Below are 17,742 nucleotides of genomic sequence, written 5' to 3'. Positions count from 1 at the left end.
GGACGTGCTGGTAGTTCGTGCCGATCTGGTGGACGCGATGGTCGCCCACGCGCGCGCCGACCACCCCGACGAAGCCTGTGGTGTCCTGGCCGGCCCGGAGGGCTCCGATCGCCCGGAGCGCCACATCCCGATGGTCAACGCTGAACGCTCGCCGACGTTCTACCGGTTCGATTCAGCCGAGCAACTCAAAGTGTGGCGTGCGATGGATGCGGCGGACGAGGCGCCGGTGGTCATCTATCACTCGCACACCGCGACGGAGGCCTATCCCAGCCGCACCGACACAAACCTGGCCGCCGAGCCCGACGCCCATTACGTGTTGGTGTCCACCCGCGACCCCGACCAGCACGAGTTGCGTAGTTATCGCATCGTCGACGGCGTCGTCACCGAAGAGCCCGTCACCATCGTCGAGCATTACGAGGAGCACCAATGAGCGTCACCGTGTCCATTCCGACCATCCTGCGCCCCCACACTGGGGGGCAGAAGCGCGTCGAAGCCAGCGGCGAGACACTGCAGGCGGTGATCAGCGACCTGGAGGCCAACTATTCGGGCATCACCGAGCGGCTGGTCGATAACGGCAAACTGCATCGCTTCGTCAACATCTACGTCAACGACGAGGACGTGCGATTCTCCGGCGGGCTGGACACCACGATCGCTGACGGCGACTCGGTCACCATCCTGCCGGCCGTCGCCGGGGGCTAAATGGCGCGCTACGACTCCTTGGTGCAGGCCCTGGGCAACACGCCGCTGGTGGGCCTGCCGCGGCTGTCACCGCGTTGGGATGACGAGACGCATGTGCGGCTATGGGCCAAGCTCGAGGACCGCAACCCGACCGGGTCGATCAAGGACCGGCCGGCGCTGCGGATGATCGAGCAGGCCGAGGCCGACGGCCTGCTGGCGCCCGGCGCGACGATCCTGGAGCCCACGAGTGGCAACACCGGTATCTCGCTGGCGATGGCAGCCCGGCTGAAGGGCTACCAGCTCATCTGCGTGATGCCGGAGAACACCTCGATCGAGCGACGCCAGCTGCTCGAGCTCTACGGTGCGCAGATCATCTTCTCGCCCGCCGAGGGCGGTTCCAACACCGCCGTGGCCACCGCCAAGGAACTGGCCGCGGCCAACCCGTCGTGGGTGATGCTCTATCAGTACGGCAACCCGGCCAACACCGACTCGCACTACTACGGCACCGGCCCCGAACTGCTGGCCGATCTGCCGGAGATCACCCATTTCGTCGCCGGACTGGGCACCACCGGCACGTTGATGGGCACCGGCCGATTCCTGCGTGAGCAGGTGCCCGATGTGCGGATCGTGGCCGCCGAACCCCGCTACGGCGAAGGCGTGTACGCGCTGCGCAACATCGACGAGGGCTTCGTACCGGAACTGTATGACCCTGCGGTGCTGACCACCCGCTACTCGGTGGGCGCCGCCGACGCGGTCCGCAGAACCCGAGAGCTCATCGACGTCGAAGGCATCTTCGCCGGTATTTCCACCGGCGCGGTGCTGCACGCCGCGCTCGGTATCGCTGCCAAAGCGGTCAAATCGGGCGAGCGCGCCGACATTGCGTTGGTCGTCGCGGACGCCGGCTGGAAGTACCTCTCCACTGGGGCCTACGCCGGTAGCTTGGACGAAGCCGAGGACGCGTTGGAAGGGCAGCTATGGGCTTGACGGGACGACCGGGACAACCGGTTCCCGCGCCCTCCCAGCCAAGGAAACGTTCGACACTGTTGGTCGGCGGGGCCACGATCCTCAGCTTCGTGGCACTGCTCTACGTCGTCGAGCTCTTCGATCAGCTCGGCGGACATCAGCTGGACCGCAACGGGATTCGGCCGCTGGAGACCGACGGGCTGTGGGGCATCATCTTCGCTCCGCTGCTGCACGCCAATTGGGCGCATCTGATCGCCAACACCGGCCCGGCATTGGTACTCGGCTTTTTGGTGACGCTGGCCGGGCTGTCACGGTTCGTCTGGGCGACGGCGATCGTGTGGATCGTCGGCGGCTTCGGCACCTGGCTGATCGGCAACGTCGGCTCGCCGTGCGGCGAGACCGACCACATCGGCGCGTCGGGCCTCATCTTCGGTTGGCTCACTTTTTTGCTGGTGTTCGGCTTCTTCATCCGCTCGGGCTGGCAGATCGTCATCGGCATCGTGGTGCTCTTCACCTATGGCGGGGTGCTGTGGGGGGCCGTCCCGGTACTCAACGTCTGCGGGGGAGTGTCCTGGCAGGGGCATCTGTGTGGCGGGATCGCCGGAGTGCTGGCCGCCTATATGTTGTCCAGCCCGGAGCGCAAGGCCCGCGAGCGTCGCCGAGCGGTGCCGACGTGAGCCGCGCACTGGCACCCGTCGGCGTTTTCGATTCCGGGGTCGGGGGACTCACGGTGGCGCGAGCGATCATCGACCAGTTGCCCGACGAGGACATCGTCTACGTCGGCGACACCGGCAATGGACCGTATGGTCCGCTGACCATCTCCGAGATCCGCGCCCATGCCCTGGCCATCGGCGACAACCTGGTCGAGCGTGGGGTCAAGGCGCTGGTGATCGCCTGCAACTCCGCGTCCTCGGCGTGCCTGCGCGACGCCCGCGAACGCTACGACGTGCCGGTCGTCGAAGTGATCCTGCCTGCGGTGCGGCGCGCCGTCGCCGCGACCCGCAATGGCCGCATCGGCGTCATCGGCACGCAGGCCACCATCGCCTCGCACGCCTACCAGGATGCGTTTGCTGCCGCACGCGACACCGAAATCACTGCGGTGGCCTGTCCGCGGTTCGTCGACTTCGTCGAACGCGGCATCACCAGCGGTCGTCAAGTCCTTGGCTTGGCGGAGGGTTACCTGGAGCCCCTGCAGCGCGCCGACGTCGACACCCTGGTGCTGGGATGCACGCACTACCCGTTGCTGTCCGGGTTGATCCAGCTGGCGATGGGCGAGACCGTCACGCTGGTCTCCAGCGCCGAGGAGACCGCCAAGGAGTTGGTGCGGGTCCTCACGGAGCGGGATCTGCTGCGCCCGCATGATGCACCGCCAGCCACCCGAACGTTCGAAGCCACCGGCGACCCCGAGGCATTCACCCGCCTGGCGGCGCGGTTCCTGGGACCTGCCGTCACCGGTGTTCAGCCGGTCCACCGTCAGGTCGGTGTATCGAAATGATCGCGGTCTGCAGTAAAGCGGAGATGTCTTGGCCAACGAGGTGTCGGGCATGGCACAGTAGGGACCGTGCGAATGACCGTCCTCGGCTGCTCAGGCAGCGTGGTGGGTCCCGATTCGCCGGCATCGGGGTACCTGTTGCGGGCGCCGGACACTCCACCGCTGGTCATCGACTTCGGCGGGGGGGTATTGGGAGCGCTGCAGCATCAAACCGATCCCAGTGCGGTCCAAGTGCTGTTGTCGCATCTGCATGCCGACCACTGCCTGGACTTGCCTGGACTGTTCGTCTGGCGTCGCTACCACCCGACGCCGCCGACCGGTAAGGCGCTGATGTACGGCCCCAGCGACACCTGGTCGCGACTGGGGGCGGCGTCGTCACCGTACGGCGGAGAGATCGATGACTTCTCCGACATCTTCGATATTCATCACTGGGTCGACGGTGAGCCGGTGACGGTAGGAGCGTTGACGGTGCTGCCCCGACTGGTGGCCCACCCGACCGAGTCGTATGGCATGCGGTTCACCGACGCCGATGGGGTGTCGTTCGTCTACAGCGGCGACACCGGCTGCTGCGACGCGCTCGTTGAGTTGGCCCGCGACGCCGACGTCTTTCTCTGCGAGGCGTCCTGGACGCACTCGCCGCACCGGCCCGCAAATCTGCATCTGTCGGGCACCGAAGCGGGCCGGGTGGCCGCCGACGCGGGTGTACGGGAGTTGCTGCTCACCCACATTCCGCCGTGGACCTCGCGCGAGGACGTGATCAGGGAAGCCAAGGCCGAATTCGACGGCCCCGTGCACGCGGTGGTGTGCGGTGAGACGTTCGAAATCATGCACTCCCAAACCGACGTGAGCTGACCGCGGTTAGGGTTGGCGCCGTGTCCAAACGAGAAGACGGCCGTCTCGATGACGAACTGCGCCCGGTAACGATCACCCGTGGCTTCACGTCACATCCTGCGGGTTCGGTGCTCGTTGAATTCGGTCAGACCAGAGTCATGTGCACCGCATCCGTCACCGAGGGAGTACCGCGCTGGCGCAAGGGATCTGGGCTGGGCTGGCTCACCGCCGAGTACGCGATGTTGCCCTCGGCCACCCACACTCGCAGCGACCGCGAATCGGTGAAGGGCCGCCTGAGCGGTCGCACGCAGGAGATCAGCCGGCTGGTCGGCCGGTCGTTGCGGGCGGCGATCGACCTGGCGGCGTTGGGGGAGAACACCATCGCCCTCGACTGCGATGTGCTGCAGGCCGACGGCGGAACCCGCACCGCCGCGATCACCGGCGCCTACGTGGCGCTGGCCGACGCGGTGACTTACCTGTCGGCGGCGGGCAAGCTCTCCGATCCGCGGCCGCTGTCGTGTGCGATCGCCGCAGTCAGCGTCGGCGTGGTCGACGGCCGGATTCGGGTCGATCTGCCGTACGAGGAGGACGCGCGCGCTGAAGTCGACATGAACGTCGTCGCCACCGATACCGGAACGCTGGTGGAAATCCAGGGGACCGGTGAGGGTGCGACGTTCCCACGCTCAACGCTGGACAAGATGCTCGACGCTGCGCTTGGCGCCTGCGACAAGCTGTTCGCCGCACAACGTGAGGCGTTGGCGTTGCCGTATCCGGGCGTGCTGCCCGAGGGACCTCCTCCGCAGAAGGCGTTCGGAACCTGAGTCAGTTGTTGGTCGCCAGTCGCAACCGCAAGAAGCTGGCCGAACTGCGCCGAGTGCTGGACGCGGCCGAACTGTCGAGCGTGACGTTGGTGTCGCTCGACGATGTTGCGCCGTACGACGAAGCGCCAGAAACCGGTGCGACTTTCGAAGACAATGCGCTGGCCAAGGCGCGTGACGGGTTTGCGGCGACGGGATTACCTTGTGTTGCAGACGATTCCGGCCTTGAGGTGGCTGCACTGAACGGTATGCCCGGGGTGCTGTCGGCCCGGTGGTCAGGTGTGCACGGTGAGGACCACGCCAATACCGCGTTGCTGTTGGCGCAGTTGCGCGATGTGCCCGACGAGCGGCGGGGTGCGGCGTTTGTGTCGGCATGCGCATTGGTGTCCGGGTCCGACGAGGTCGTCGTGCGCGGCGAGTGGCCGGGCAGCATCGGCCGCGAGCCGCGCGGCGAGGGCGGCTTCGGTTACGACCCGGTGTTCGTTCCGTGCGGCTCTGATCGGTCAGCGGCCGAGCTCACGCCGGCGGAGAAGGATGCGGTGTCGCATCGGGGCCGGGCGCTGGCACTGCTGCTGCCTGCGCTGCGGGCCCTGGCGTAACAGCCGGGCTACAGGTTGAACTGTGCCTTGATGTTCTGGGTCTGGAAGTGCTCGACGATGATGCCCAGTAGCGGGATGGTGCCCGACAGCAGCACCCCGACCGTCTTGGCGATCGGCCAACGCACCTTGACTGCGAGGTTCGCGGTGAAGATCAGATACGTGAAGTACACCCAGCCGTGCACCACGCCGATCCAGGTCGGCGGATTGTCCACCTTGACGACGTAGCGCACCACGATCTCGTAACACAGCGCGATGAGCCAAATGCCGGTCGTCCACGCCATGATGCGATAGCCCAGCAGCGCGGTGCGGATCTTCGCTACCGGGAAAATCTGCTGCGCTTCGGGGGTTTCGGACGTGCTCATGCGGTGGTCCTTCGTTGTCTGTGCGTCTCGTTCTTCGCCAATCCGGCCAGGTAGGCGTTGTACTCCCGCAGCGCCGGGTCGTCGGGGGGGCGCGATTCGGGTTGGGGTCGCTCCGGCAACAGGCCGTCAGGTATCTCGGTCACGGCGTTGTCTTTCGACGGCTCCGGCGGGATCTCTTCGTAGCGGACGAACTTACGGTATGCGTAGACACAGAACCCGGCGAAGAGCGGCCATTGCAAGGCGTAGCCGAGGTTCTGGAAAGTGCCCGACGTCGATTGGAACCTGGTCCACTGCCACCAGCCCAGAGCCAGGCAACCGCAGGCAGCGACGATGACGAGCGCGACGAGCGCCCATCTCCGACGGCGTGTAGTGGACACCCCTTGACCGTACCGCTCACGCCTTGGGCCCGACGAACTCATCGAGGCGCGCTGTCGCCGATTTGCGGTAGATGGCGACCTGGTACTTGCCCGGCCGGGTCCACGGAATGTCGAGGTCGTCGAGCGCCGCGCAGAACAAGTTCCGAATATCGTCGGATCGGTTCGAGAAGTGGTAGCGGACGCTCTGGACGCCACGATCGTTGGCGACGACACGGCACCCGTCGCTATCGATCAGGCCTCGAATGAATTGCTCTGTGGCCTGCTTGACGAGCACTTCCTGCCATGGCTCCAGTCGAATCGGCCTCAAGTGCTTCCTGCCGGGGCCGTGCTGAGGAAACAGACACGGCCAGTGTTTCGAATACAGCGATACGACAACGCATCGCTTCGGGTGCTGCGGCTCGACCGATGCGTGCTGACCTGGAAACAGCGTGTCGATAGCCAGGCGGCAGCGGTCGATGATTCCTGGGTATTTGGCGTCGAGGGTGATCCTGAGACGCCATGCTCGGGGATGTCGGGAAATGCACCCGTCACCGAGGTAAAGACCGAGTAGATAGCTGTATGTATCCGCAGGTAGGCCGGAGTAGTCGTGGGTGCAGGGCGATCCGCGCCGAACCGCAGAGTTGCCCCGACCTCGGCGCCAATCCCGCACCGTGCATCGTGGAATTCTGGTCTTTCGCGCGATCGCGCAGTCATTGAGGCCAGCGGCGATTAGACGCTGCACTGCTGCGAACTCCTCCGCGGATCGCATTCTTCTGCCTCTTTCGCTGCCGTTCTGAACCCAAGTTAGGAGGGACCACCGACAGATTCGTCCGCAAGCTGAGCGGTACGATCGCTGGGCTTGCGGGCGTGGCGTAATTTGGCAGCCGCGCGGGCTTTAGGTGCCCGTGCTCGAAAGAGCGTGAGGGTTCGAGTCCCTCCGCCCGCACCGTTTCGATAACGGCATTTGTGCTGCTAGACAGTGGCGATGCGAGGTCGCAGGCTTCAACGACGCTCTGAGATCCCCAGTGGCTAGGTGCGCAACTGGTGGACGCTCTGCCACGGCAGCGAGTGTGCCTGCCAGACAGGTAGCGGCACTACCGGCGGAACAGCCGCAAGCGCCCGGTGTTCGTAGTCGGCGCGAGCGGCCAACGCTGCGCGGCGCCGATGTTCACGGTCCACGACGTACGCCACACCGGCCAGCGCGAGTAGCGGCACGAACAGCCACGGATAGGCGGCGATTGAACCGAGTCCAATGATGGTTACCGGCACCGCGAACGCGACAGCGGCGGCCGGGTGACGGTCGGGCCAACTGTCTTGTGAGCAACGGGTTTCAAGTCCGCACCGCAAACAACTGTGTCTAGTCATGGTTCCTCTCCTGATGCAGCAGATGTTACGAGCGGCCACCGACATGACGGGTTGACCTTTAGTAAGGAGACCCTTAGTTTGTGGGGGTAACTTACCGAGCTGAAGTGGTGTGCCAGGTGCGAACCGTTGCGTCCCGTGTTGGAGGGCGACCTCCGCTCATCGCGATCGATGACGTGGTGCGGGTGGGCCGTGAGCTGGGGATGCAACGGCTAAGCGTCAATGCGGTCGCGGCGCGCCTCGGGGTATCGGCAACAGCCCTGTATCGGCATGTCGACGGACGATGGGAGCTCGAGCGTCTGGTTGGTGAAAGCGTGCTCGCCGAACTCGAGCTGTACGACGATCTGAGCGCCGGCATCGAACAGCACCTGCTGTCCTTCGGGCTGCAACTGCTGGACTTCACCGCGGAACACCCAGGACTCGCGTCCTATCTACAGGTCCTGTTCCCACGCGGCGCCGCGGGTACGCGGTTGTTGGCCAACGAGATGGAGGCGCTGAGCCGACGAGGGTACGCCGCCGACGCGGCGATGGTGCTGAGCAGCGCCGTGGCCACGCTGGCGATCAGCCTTGCTGCTCGAGAAGAGAGCAACGCCAACGCAACCGCCGGGAACCAGGCTCGTGGATTCGAGTTGGAGCGCGACGCCGTTGCCGATCGGTTGGCCGGTGACGCGCAGCTTGGTCCGGCCCACGTCTCGTTGCCGGAGCTGTCGAGTACAGAGTTCGTGCGGCTGTTGCTGGCCGCTTCGATCCGGGGTCTGGTCGCGTCGATTCCGCCGGGGCGCCCGATCACCGAAGTCGTGGCGGAATCCGCCGCGGGAAAGGACCGCTGATGGCGCGCGGGTTCCAGCGTGTAATGTTGCGGAGCTTCGGCGCGCGCGATCACGTGGCGACGGTGCTCGAAACTGTCCGGATTGCCCCGCATTTCGTGCGGATACGCATGACGTCACCCACTTTGTTCGATGAGGTGATGGCTGAACCCGCAGCGTGGCTGCGGTTTTGGTTTCCCGACCCAGACGGGTCCAACACCGAGTTCCAACGCGCCTACACCATCTCCGAGGCTGACCCCGACGCCGGCCGTTTCGCGGTCGACGTCGTGCTGCACGACCCCGCCGGTCCGGCGTCGACATGGGCACGCACCGTCGAACCAGGCGCCACGATCGCGGTGATGTCGCTGATGGGCTCGTCGCGGTTCGACATACCCGGCGAGCAGCCGGCAGGCTATCTGTTGATCGGCGACGCTGCATCGATCCCCGGCATCAACGGAATCATCGGAACTGTCCCAGAGGATATTCCGATCGAACTGTACCTCGAGCAACACGACGACAACGACACGCTGATCCCGCTCGCGCAGCATCCTCGGCTGCGCGTGCACTGGGCCGCACGACGTGACGAGCAATCGCTGGCCGCGGTAGTCGAGAGCCGAGACTGGTCGAACTGGTATGCCTGGGCAACACCGGAGGCCACAACCCTCAAGCATGTCCGGAAGCGACTGCGTGACGAATTCGGTTTTCCCAAGTCAGAGATACATGCTCAGGCTTACTGGAGCGCGGGGCGCGAGATGGGCACCCGCCGTGGTGCTGAGCCGCCAGGGGCGGCGGAAAGCATTGCAGCACAGCAGGTGCAGGCGGAGCCGAAACCCGCCGCCGCCGCGCGAGCCCGCGGCAGCTGGCGCGCCCAGGCGGCCGGCCGGATGCTTGCGCCGTTGCGCCCTGCGCTGATTCTTTCCGGTGTGTTGCAGGCAGTGCTCACGCTGCTGCAGCTCGCGCCCTTCGTGCTGCTGGTGGAATTGGCACAGCTTTTGATGTCTCGCGCCGAGCCGTCCCGGTTGTGGGCACTCGGTATCGCGGCTGTCACGCTGCTCGGGGTGAGTACCGTTCTGGGCGCCGCACTGACGTTATGGCTGCACGTTGTCGACGCACGATTCGCCAGCGACTTGCGCTCGCGATTGCTGAGCAAGCTGTCGCGGCTGCCACTGGGCTGGTTCACGGCACGAGGATCGGGCTCGATCAAGCAATTGGTGCAGGACGACACCCTGTCGCTGCATTACCTGGTGACGCATGCCATTCCGGACGCGGTCGCCGCGGTCATCGCGCCGGTGGCCGTGCTGGTCTACCTATTCGTGGTTGACTGGCGAGTCGCGCTCGTCCTGTTTGCGCCCGTTCTAGTCTACCTGGTGCTGACCTCGGTGATCACGGTTCAGTCCGGTCCGCGCATCGTTCAATCCCAGCGATGGGCCGAGAAGATGAGCGGCGAAGCCGCTGCGTATCTCGAGGGTCAGCCGGTAATTCGGGTCTTCGGCGGTGCCGCCGCCTCGAGTTTCCGCGGCCGGTTGGAGGAGTACATCGAATTCCTGGTCACCTGGCAGCGTCCCCTCGTCGGCAAGAAAACTTTGATGGATCTGGCCACCCGCCCGTCGACATTTTTGTGGCTGATCGCGGTAGCCGGCACCCTGCTGGTCGTCGCGGGCAAGATGAATGCGGTAAACCTGTTGCCGTTCTTTTTGTTGGGAACCACATTCGGTGCGCGACTGCTCGGTATCGCATATGGCATCGGCGGCATCGGCGCCGGGTTCTCGGCCGCTCGTCGGCTTCAGATCGCCCTCGACGAGCCCGACCTCAGCGTGCTGGATCAAGCGCGCGACGCCTCGGACGGTGAGTCGGCCGGGACGGTGGTAATCGACCGTGTCAGCTTCGGCTACCGGCCCGGCGTTCCGGTGCTCAAGGACGTATCGCTGACGTTGCGACCGGGCACGGTTACCGCTCTTGTCGGCCCATCTGGGTCTGGAAAGTCGACGCTGGCAGCCCTGGTGGCCCGCTTCCACGATATCGATTGCGGCGCGATATACGTTGGCAGGCAGGATATTCGGGCGTTGAGCGCCGACGAGCTCTACAGACGGGTCGGGTTTGTCTTGCAGGAAACTCAACTCGTGCACGGCACCGTCGCCGAGAACATCGCGTTGGCCGTTCCCGACGCCACCGCCGCACAGGTGGAGGCCGCGGCTCGTGAGGCGCAAATTCACGAGCGGATCCTGCAATTGCCGAATGGCTACGACACCGTGCTGGGGGCGGGCTGCGAGCTGTCGGGCGGCGAACGGCAGCGGCTCGCGATTGCCCGCGCGATACTCGCGGATACTCCCATCCTGATCCTCGACGAGGCCACGGCATTCGCCGACCCAGAATCGGAATACCTTGTCCAGCAAGCGCTCAACCGGCTGACCCGGGAACGCACCGTTCTGGTGATCGCCCATCGACTACACACCGTCACCGCAGCCGACCAGATCGTCGTGCTCGACCAGGGCCGGGTCGCTGAACGCGGCACTCATGACGAGCTGCTCGCCGCGGACGGCCGCTATCGACGACTTTGGGATAGCGGTCGCCGCAATCCGATGGCCGACACGGCCGTTCAGGAGGTAGCGCGATGATCCCCACGTGGATACGCCTCGTTCCGGAAGATCGGCGTGCCAACGTGATCACCTACACGGTGCTGGCGGTGGTCTCTGTCGGGGTACGGGCAGCGGGAACGGTGTTGTTGGTCCCGCTGGTGGGCGCATTATTCAGCGACGCCCCGCACCGCGCGCTGGTGTGGCTGGGCTGGCTCAGCGCCGCGACGGTGGCCGGATGGTCGGTCGACACCGCGACCGCGCGGATCGGTTTCGATCTGGGTTTCGCGGTGCTCGACCACACCCAGCATGATGTGGCGCAGCGGCTTCCAGATGTCCGGCTGGATTGGTTCACTGCCGAGAACACCGCGACGGCACGCCAGGCGATCGCCGCAACCGGTCCGGAACTCGTCGGTCTGGTTGTCAATCTGCTGACGCCACTGGCCACCGCGATCCTGCTGCCGACCGCGATTGCTGTTGCCCTGCTGCCGATTTCGTGGCAGCTTGCGTTGGCCGCCCTGGGCGGCGTGCCGTTGTTGCTGGGCGCGTTGGGCGCCTCCGCACGCCTTGCCCGTCGCGCCGATACCGCCGCGGGCGAGGCCAACACCGCGCTGACCGAGCGGATTATCGAGTTCGCCCGAACCCAACAGGCACTGCGAGCCGCGCGGCGCGTCGAGCCGGCGCGAAGCCTGGTCGGCGACGCGCTGGCTGCCCAGCACGGAACGGCAATGCGGTTGCTGCTGATGCAGATTCCGGGTCAGCTGCTGTTCAGTCTGGCGAGCCAATTGTCACTGATCCTGCTGGCGGGCGCGACCACGGCGCTCACGGTGACCGGCACGCTGTCCGTGCCCGAATCTATCGCCCTGATCGTCGTGATCGTCCGCTACCTGGAGCCGTTCACCACCATCAGCGAGTTGGCGCCGGCCCTTGAGAGCACCCGCGCCACCCTCGACCGCATCCATGCCGTACTCACCGCACCGGTCATGGGTGCCGGAACCGAAACGCTGTCCGGCAATGCGGCGCCGCGCATCGAGTTCGACAACGTCACCTTCGGCTACGGCAGCGGGGGCGCGGAAGCGGTGCTCGAGGGGGTCAGCTTTGCACTCGAGCCGGGGACCACGACCGCGATTGTCGGGCCCTCCGGATCGGGCAAGAGCACGATCTTGGCGCTGATCGCCGGCTTGCACGAGCCGGTTCGAGGTCGGGTCCTCATCGACGGCGTCGACGCCGTGACGCTGGATGCCGAAGCGCGGCGCGCGACAACCAGTGTGGTGTTTCAACATCCGTATCTATTCCACGGCACGATCCGCGAAAACGTGCTTGCCGGAGACCCTGTTGCCCGCGACGAAGTGTATGCGCGGGCGGTAGAGCTGGCGCGCGTCGACGAGCTCAACGGCAGGCTGCCCGATGGCGCTGAAACGGTCGTGGGAGAGGCCGGTTCGGCGCTGTCCGGCGGCGAGCGCCAGCGGGTCAGCATCGCACGGGCGCTGCTGAAATCCGCCCCTGTCCTGCTGGTCGACGAGGCAACCAGCGCTCTGGACACCGAGAACGAGGCAGCGGTGGCCGACGCCCTCACCGTCGATCCGCTTGCGCGCACCGGCGTGATCGTGGCCCACCGGTTGGCGAGCATTCGTCATGCCGACCGAGTGCTGTTTCTGGAAAACGGTCGAGTGGTGGAGGACGGCGCCATCGACGAATTACTCTCCGCAGACGGACGTTTCGGCGAGTTTTGGCAACAGCAACACGATGCTGCCGAGTGGCGGGTCACAGCCGGCTAGTCAACAGCTCACTTCGATTGTGAAGTCAGCGGTTGCCGGCGTATTGGGATTGTCGGGGTCGGTGCCTTGAGCGGTGCCGGTGATGGTGTACGTATCCCGGGAGAAAACGGCCTTCGCCTTGCCGATACCGGCGTCGGCGACCCCGGTAAAGCCCTCGAAGTTATCGATGTGGACGGACTCAGGCGTGGGATTTTTCTGACCCAAATCGATGACCGCCTGGACGCGGGCGGGCGCAGCGCCGATGTCAGCGGTCAACAACCATTGCACCTGGCTACATGAGACAGCATGCGAGGTACGGGTATGGCCGTTGATCGTCACCCGAGCGGTCTTCTGGTGCACCGATTCGGAATGGGGCGTGCATCCCGCGGCGCCCGCCGCCAGCACTGAAGCTGCCAGCACGGTGGCGACGAAACGGATTCTCACCGGCCCCCTGCCTTCCCCCATCCGCGACAAATCGCTGCGGTCGAAAAGTGAAGCTTACTGCGACGGGCTCCCCTCAACGCTCGAAACGAAGTCCCGCGTTCCAGCCGGGCACTTTCGATGAGAACAAACATTAGGTTATAGTCGGCGTGGTTTACGGGACCTGTGAGCCAAATCCAGAGGAGTGGATGCTTGACGCAGCATCGGTCCGAGAAGCGGTATTGATGTTCACCCTGAGATTCGATATGCGGGCACCGGATATCGGGGCATCGACGAGCGACCTCTACGCCGCGGCCATCGAGATGTGTTCGTGGGCGGAAACCCGTGGGGCGATCGTGGCAGTCCTGTCCGAGCATCATGGCGCCGACGACGGCCATCTGCCCGCTCCGTTGATACTCGCATCGGCGATTGCGGCTCGGACTACGCGGCTGGCCATAATGCTTGCGGCAGTGGTCATTCCATTCTGGGACCCGGTCCGTCTAGCCGAAGAAATGTGCGTGCTGGACATCATCAGCAACGGACGCGTCTCCTACGCCTTCGGTATCGGCCACCGTAGCGAGGAATACGAGCACTTCGGCGTCGACATGCGGGAGCGCGGGCGGCTGGCCGACGAGCGGCTCGCGTTGCTGCTGGACCTACTGCGCGGCAGGGCCGTCACCCGTGATGGACGGCGCATTCACGTCACGCCGCCGTGCGCGACAAGCGGCGGCCCGCTCATCATGCTCGCCGGTGGCAGCCAAGCCGCGGCCCAACGGGCGGCCAGGCATGGGTTGGGGTTTATTGCGCAGGCAAACCCGCCGGGCCTCAAGGACTTCTACGAGTCGACATGCCGCGCCCGTGGGAACGAACCGGGGTTGTCGCAGTTTCCGGACGGCAGCGCACCTACAACGGTGTTCGTCGCCGACGACCCCGAGCGGGCATGGAACGAGCTCGGACCCTATCTGCTACACGATGCGATGACCGCAGCCGCCTACCGGCACGGCGACGTAACGGTGGCCAGCATTTCGCGCGCGACAAACGTGGCTCAATTGCGCGAAGCACCGGGCCCGTATCGCGTTTTGACCTCGGACGAGGCGATCGACTACGTCCGCGGCGGTCGGAGTTTGCCGCTACTGCCGCTATGCGCCGGGCTGCCGCCAGACCTCGCTTGGCCCTACCTCGAGCGCGCCGTCGCAGCCGCCGCGGACGCGCACGCGAATACCGATCCTGACTGAGGAGAATCATGGCCGCGAAACCAATTCGGGTCGTCGTGTGGGCAACGGGCGGCGTCGGTTCGATCGCCATCGACGCCATTCTGCGACGCCCCGACCTCGAACTCGTTGGCGTCTGGGTACATTCGCCCGACAAGGACGGTCGCGATGCGAGCGAGCTTGCCGGTGGCGCCCCCATCGGCCTGGCGGCAACCAACGACGCGGATGCGCTTATCGCGCTGTGCCCGGACTGTGTTGTATACACCGCCAGCGGCCCACAGCGTGACGCCGGCGCGGTGCCCGACTATCTGAGGTTGCTCGAGGCCGGAATCAACGTGGTCTCCACGACGTCCACCAGCCTGGTCTACCCGCCTGCTTACTTTCAGGCTGAGTGGCGGGATCAGCTCGAATCGGCTGCCAAATCGGGAAGTGTGTCGTTCTACGCGTCGGGCATCTTTCCCGGGTTCGGTTCGGATCAACTCGCGCTGGTGCTCTCGACCCAGTCGAAAACGATTCGCCAAGTGAGGGTCACCGAGGTTGCGCTCAACGACCACTACCCGGTGGCGAGCGTCATGATGGACGGGATGGGATTCGGCCGTCCGCTCGACTTCGAGCCGATGCTGAGCACTCCGGGGTTCATCGAGATGGCTTGGAACGCACCGATTCACCTGATAGCAGAGGGCTTGGGGGTCGAAGTGCGAGAGATCCGTGGCACGCTCGACCGTCGGCTGACCGATCGCGACATCGAGGTCGCGTTCGGGACGATTGCAGCCGGAACTTGCGGCGCGGTGAGTACCCGTGCCGCTGGTGTCGTCGATGGCCGCGAGGCGATCGTGGTCGAGCACATCATCCGGATGGCCCGCGACGTGGCCCCGGACTGGCTGAACTCCGACTGCGACGCCACCTACCGCGTGGACATCGAGGGAGACCCTGACATCCACTGCTCGATGACGCTCGGCGAAGCTGAGGGCCCCGGCGCCGGCCGGGGCGCGATGGCGGCCACCGCAATGCGGGTCGTCAATGCCATTCCCTATGTCGTGGACGCGCCGGCAGGGCTGCTGAGTTCGCTTGATCTGCCGATCACCCTGCCGCGCCACACGCTCTAGGCGAGCGTCACCCGGCCCATGATCAAGTCCATGATGGGCTTGCCCGGCGGAAATGCCCCGGTCAGCGACGACATCACGTGTCCATTGTCGACGAGCAGAGTTATGCCGCTGATACCACAGGCTGCGTCGCTGTTCAGAAAAGCCATCGTGTTGGCCATCTGATCTGGCGTGTGGACCTGGCAACCGGTTTCGTCCCGGTAATCCTGGGCGAAGGTCAGCCACAGATCGGCGTTGGCACGAGCCAGCGGCGTATCTGTCGGGCCCGGACAGATGGCGTTGATGCGCACGCCCTTCTTCAACAGCGAGTAGGCCTGGGTTGCCACGTAGGCATTGATGGCCTTTTTGCTGAAGCCGTAGTGGATGATGCCGTCGGCCTCGTGCGCCGAGACCCAGGCATCGGCACTGTCGTAATCGGGAGTTGCCAAGAAGTCTTGAAGGAGGGGCAAGTCGTTCTCCCAGCCCATACCGGCTACCGAGGAGATGAAACAGATCGCCGAGCCGCGGCGTAACCGGTCACCGTCTAGCAGCCGCTGGATCAGATGGCGATGTCCAATAAAGTTGACCCGCATCAGCTTTGGTCCATCAGCAATACCGGCGGCTGAAAAGACGGCATCGACCGGTCCGCTCATCTCATCGAGTGCGCGGTCAATCGAGGTCTGGTCGGTCAGGTCGACCGTTATTGTTTGCGCCGCCTGGTAAGTCACCGGCACACAGTCCATGACTACTACTTCGGCGCCGAGCGCCGCCGCGGTCTTGGCTGCCGCAGCGCCCATGCCGGTGGCGCCGCCGACGACGAGTACTCGCTTGCCGTCGTACCGGAACTGCTCGATACCGGACATTGTTCTCCTTCCGGTGGAACTGCAACCTGCAAGCACTCTACGTAGAACATATATTTGGTTTCAATAGCTGAGTGCGCCTAGGGCGGCCGCCGCATACCGCTAGTTGCCGGCGTCGCGGTCGGCAACGCCGCGCACCACTGTGTCACGGGCGTTGATCAAGGCTGCGCCCGTCCCTTGAGCGCGCACGATATTTTCCGGCATCCACAGAACGTCCATCACACACCGCGCCAGCATCTCGATGGAGGGCGTGTCGATGCGGATGTCTCCTGACCGGATGCCCTCGGAAAGCAGTGATTTCAGTTGCCGCATCCGCATGGTGAACAACAACCCGGGATTGGGCGTATCAGGTGGTGACTGCCGCATCCATGCCAGCTGGATCTTCCACTCGTCAGGAAACTGGTCCAAGGCGTTGATGTTGATCCAGGTCAGGGCATCCAACTTCTCCGTGGGCGTGGCGTCCGACCGAAGAACGGCGGCAAAGCCGCCCCCGGCTTTCTTGCCAAACGACTCCATGATCGACCCGAGGAGTTCATCTTTTGAGCCGATCAGCCGATAGACCGTGCCGGTCCCCAGCCCTGCCGCCGAGGCGATATCCCGGATGGTGGTGACCTCATATCCCTTGCGGCCGAACTCGGCACGAGCTACCGCGCGGACATGCACTGCTTTGTCGTTGATCCCAGAATCCGGGTCGTCGGCCCACGTTTTGATGGCCGCCTCGGCAGCGACGAAGGCGCTGGAATGATCCAACTCCTCGTCGCTGTGCGGTCGACTGGCCAGTCCCTCCAACATGATCCGGCACAACAGTGCAGCGGCCTGATCGGCCGCGGCGGTATGCCGGATGACATCGAGGCCGACATGCATCATGGACTGACAGATCCGGTCCGCCAGCGTCGGTAGATCGATATCCGCCCGGATGTACCCGCTCCACCTGCCGGCACGCAGTGTTTGCAGCATCGCCTGTTGGACCGCGTCGGGCGGATGTTGGAGCAATTCGACCAGCTCCGTATTCGCGCTGGGCGCCTCGTAGAACGACATCTGCAGTGCTGCACGATGCGCCACGGCGCACCGTGCGATGGCCGATCCCAGATCGATGATCGCCGCGGCGGCCGGCCGTGAGCTCTCGTCCAGTTTTTCGTGGGCGATTTCGCCGATGCGCTCCAGATCGGCGTAATACCGCCGGACAAGCTCGACGAGAATCGCTTCCTTGGATTCGAAATGGTGGTACAAGCTACCCGGCAGAATGCCGGCAGCATCGGCAATCTCTTGCAGCGAGGTGCGCAGGCCGGAGGAGGCAATCAACGATTCCGCGGTCTGCAGGATCTCGGTGCGGCGCGTCCCGTCGTCGTAGGCGCCACCGGTGGATTCGCCGGAAGCTCCCGGCTGGGTTTGGCGCAGCTTCGGTGTCATGGGCGAACCCACCATGACACCTCCACGGGTCTCAGCTCCCATCCCGGGTCTTCCCGGCAGTCGTCGGTGGTCGCCCGGTGCAGACCGGACCAGGCCGGGTGACCGAATGTTTGGTAAAACGCTACCAGAAGGTAGCCCCGTCGCCGGACAGTGTGAAACGGC

The 17,742-nt window shown here is 65.1% G+C and carries 20 protein-coding genes and 1 tRNA gene; 14 read left to right on the top strand and 7 right to left on the bottom strand.

The genetic code is table 11. The features are described from left to right. Positions 1 to 4 precede the first annotated feature (4 nt). From AC5Y49_RS04535 to rdgB, 8 genes are all read left to right on the top strand, one after another. Positions 5 to 430 (top strand): M67 family metallopeptidase, encoded by a 426-nt coding sequence (locus AC5Y49_RS04535; RefSeq protein WP_499884552.1) that lies wholly within the window; start codon positions 5 to 7, stop codon positions 428 to 430. Further along, positions 427 to 699: a MoaD/ThiS family protein gene (locus AC5Y49_RS04530; RefSeq protein ID WP_499884551.1), complete on the top strand. Its 273-nt coding sequence runs from the start codon at positions 427 to 429 to the stop codon at positions 697 to 699. The genes AC5Y49_RS04535 and AC5Y49_RS04530 overlap by 4 nt, the downstream gene beginning before the upstream one ends. After that, on the top strand, positions 700 to 1,662 hold the full coding sequence (locus tag AC5Y49_RS04525; protein ID WP_499884550.1) for a cysteine synthase: 963 nt from the start codon (positions 700 to 702) through the stop codon (positions 1,660 to 1,662). After that, on the top strand, positions 1,653 to 2,318 hold the full coding sequence (locus AC5Y49_RS04520) for a rhomboid family intramembrane serine protease (RefSeq protein WP_499884549.1): 666 nt from the start codon (positions 1,653 to 1,655) through the stop codon (positions 2,316 to 2,318). The genes AC5Y49_RS04525 and AC5Y49_RS04520 overlap by 10 nt, the downstream gene beginning before the upstream one ends. Next, positions 2,315 to 3,136: a glutamate racemase gene (murI, locus tag AC5Y49_RS04515; RefSeq protein ID WP_499884548.1), complete on the top strand. Its 822-nt coding sequence runs from the start codon at positions 2,315 to 2,317 to the stop codon at positions 3,134 to 3,136. The genes AC5Y49_RS04520 and murI overlap by 4 nt, the downstream gene beginning before the upstream one ends. Positions 3,137 to 3,208: 72 nt before the next feature. Beyond that, on the top strand, positions 3,209 to 3,985 hold the full coding sequence (locus AC5Y49_RS04510; protein WP_499884662.1) for a cyclic nucleotide-degrading phosphodiesterase: 777 nt from the start codon (positions 3,209 to 3,211) through the stop codon (positions 3,983 to 3,985). A gap of 20 nt (positions 3,986 to 4,005) precedes the next feature. Continuing rightward, positions 4,006 to 4,785 carry a ribonuclease PH gene (rph, locus tag AC5Y49_RS04505; RefSeq protein ID WP_499884547.1) on the top strand — a complete coding sequence of 260 codons (780 nt, stop codon included), beginning with the start codon at positions 4,006 to 4,008 and terminating at the stop codon, positions 4,783 to 4,785. Beyond that, on the top strand, positions 4,782 to 5,381 hold the full coding sequence (gene rdgB, locus AC5Y49_RS04500) for an RdgB/HAM1 family non-canonical purine NTP pyrophosphatase (RefSeq protein WP_499884661.1): 600 nt from the start codon (positions 4,782 to 4,784) through the stop codon (positions 5,379 to 5,381). Before rph ends, rdgB begins: the two co-directional genes overlap by 4 nt. An 8-nt stretch (positions 5,382 to 5,389) precedes the next feature. Here the strand turns inward: rdgB and AC5Y49_RS04495 are convergent, their stop codons facing one another. Genes AC5Y49_RS04495 through AC5Y49_RS04485 form a run of 3 tightly spaced genes read right to left on the bottom strand, consistent with a single transcriptional unit; the run spans position 5,390 to position 6,427 of the window. Further along, positions 5,390 to 5,743: a DUF3817 domain-containing protein gene (locus tag AC5Y49_RS04495; protein WP_499884546.1), complete on the bottom strand. Its 354-nt coding sequence runs from the start codon at positions 5,741 to 5,743 to the stop codon at positions 5,390 to 5,392. After that, positions 5,740 to 6,120, bottom strand: a complete 381-nt coding sequence (locus AC5Y49_RS04490) for a hypothetical protein (protein ID WP_499884545.1) — start codon at positions 6,118 to 6,120, stop codon at positions 5,740 to 5,742. Before AC5Y49_RS04490 ends, AC5Y49_RS04495 begins: the two co-directional genes overlap by 4 nt. Positions 6,121 to 6,136: 16 nt before the next feature. Continuing rightward, entirely contained in the window at positions 6,137 to 6,427 is a 291-nt protein-coding gene (locus tag AC5Y49_RS04485) for a hypothetical protein (RefSeq protein WP_499884544.1), read from the bottom strand. A gap of 533 nt (positions 6,428 to 6,960) precedes the next feature. Here AC5Y49_RS04485 and AC5Y49_RS04480 point away from each other — a divergent pair. After that, positions 6,961 to 7,045, top strand: a tRNA-Leu gene (locus AC5Y49_RS04480). Positions 7,046 to 7,128: 83 nt separating this feature from the next. Here the strand turns inward: AC5Y49_RS04480 and AC5Y49_RS04475 are convergent. After that, entirely contained in the window at positions 7,129 to 7,464 is a 336-nt protein-coding gene (locus AC5Y49_RS04475; RefSeq protein ID WP_499884543.1) for a hypothetical protein, read from the bottom strand. A 116-nt stretch (positions 7,465 to 7,580) separates the two neighbouring features. Between AC5Y49_RS04475 and AC5Y49_RS04470 the strand changes: the two genes are divergently transcribed. From AC5Y49_RS04470 to AC5Y49_RS04460, 3 genes are read left to right on the top strand one after another with little or no spacing between them, the layout of a single operon-like run. Then, on the top strand, positions 7,581 to 8,291 hold the full coding sequence (locus tag AC5Y49_RS04470) for a TetR/AcrR family transcriptional regulator (RefSeq protein WP_499884542.1): 711 nt from the start codon (positions 7,581 to 7,583) through the stop codon (positions 8,289 to 8,291). Beyond that, on the top strand, positions 8,291 to 10,882 hold the full coding sequence (locus AC5Y49_RS04465) for an ABC transporter ATP-binding protein/permease (protein WP_499884541.1): 2,592 nt from the start codon (positions 8,291 to 8,293) through the stop codon (positions 10,880 to 10,882). Before AC5Y49_RS04470 ends, AC5Y49_RS04465 begins: the two co-directional genes overlap by 1 nt. Further along, positions 10,879 to 12,618 carry an ABC transporter ATP-binding protein gene (locus tag AC5Y49_RS04460; RefSeq protein ID WP_499884540.1) on the top strand — a complete coding sequence of 580 codons (1,740 nt, stop codon included), beginning with the start codon at positions 10,879 to 10,881 and terminating at the stop codon, positions 12,616 to 12,618. Before AC5Y49_RS04465 ends, AC5Y49_RS04460 begins: the two co-directional genes overlap by 4 nt. On the opposite strand, the gene AC5Y49_RS04455 is transcribed toward AC5Y49_RS04460, so the two are convergent. Then, positions 12,619 to 13,041 carry a lipoprotein LpqH gene (locus AC5Y49_RS04455; protein WP_499884539.1) on the bottom strand — a complete coding sequence of 141 codons (423 nt, stop codon included), beginning with the start codon at positions 13,039 to 13,041 and terminating at the stop codon, positions 12,619 to 12,621. A 221-nt stretch (positions 13,042 to 13,262) separates the two neighbouring features. Here AC5Y49_RS04455 and AC5Y49_RS04450 point away from each other — a divergent pair, with 221 nt between their 5' ends. Beyond that, positions 13,263 to 14,252, top strand: a complete 990-nt coding sequence (locus AC5Y49_RS04450) for an LLM class flavin-dependent oxidoreductase (RefSeq protein ID WP_499884660.1) — start codon at positions 13,263 to 13,265, stop codon at positions 14,250 to 14,252. A gap of 8 nt (positions 14,253 to 14,260) precedes the next feature. Continuing rightward, positions 14,261 to 15,334, top strand: a complete 1,074-nt coding sequence (locus AC5Y49_RS04445; RefSeq protein ID WP_499884538.1) for an NAD(P)H-dependent amine dehydrogenase family protein — start codon at positions 14,261 to 14,263, stop codon at positions 15,332 to 15,334. On the opposite strand, the gene AC5Y49_RS04440 is transcribed toward AC5Y49_RS04445, so the two are convergent. Together AC5Y49_RS04440 and AC5Y49_RS04435 are read right to left on the bottom strand one after the other, a co-directional pair. After that, on the bottom strand, positions 15,331 to 16,173 hold the full coding sequence (locus AC5Y49_RS04440) for an SDR family oxidoreductase (RefSeq protein WP_499884537.1): 843 nt from the start codon (positions 16,171 to 16,173) through the stop codon (positions 15,331 to 15,333). The two genes, AC5Y49_RS04445 and AC5Y49_RS04440, sit on opposite strands and share 4 nt — an antisense overlap. A gap of 99 nt (positions 16,174 to 16,272) precedes the next feature. Continuing rightward, on the bottom strand, positions 16,273 to 17,580 hold the full coding sequence (locus tag AC5Y49_RS04435; RefSeq protein WP_499884659.1) for a TetR/AcrR family transcriptional regulator: 1,308 nt from the start codon (positions 17,578 to 17,580) through the stop codon (positions 16,273 to 16,275). Between the last annotated feature and the right edge of the window lie 162 nt (positions 17,581 to 17,742).

Source organism: Mycobacterium sp. NGS62 (assembly GCF_059812285.1).
This window is presented reverse-complemented; position numbering and strand designations above follow the sequence as displayed.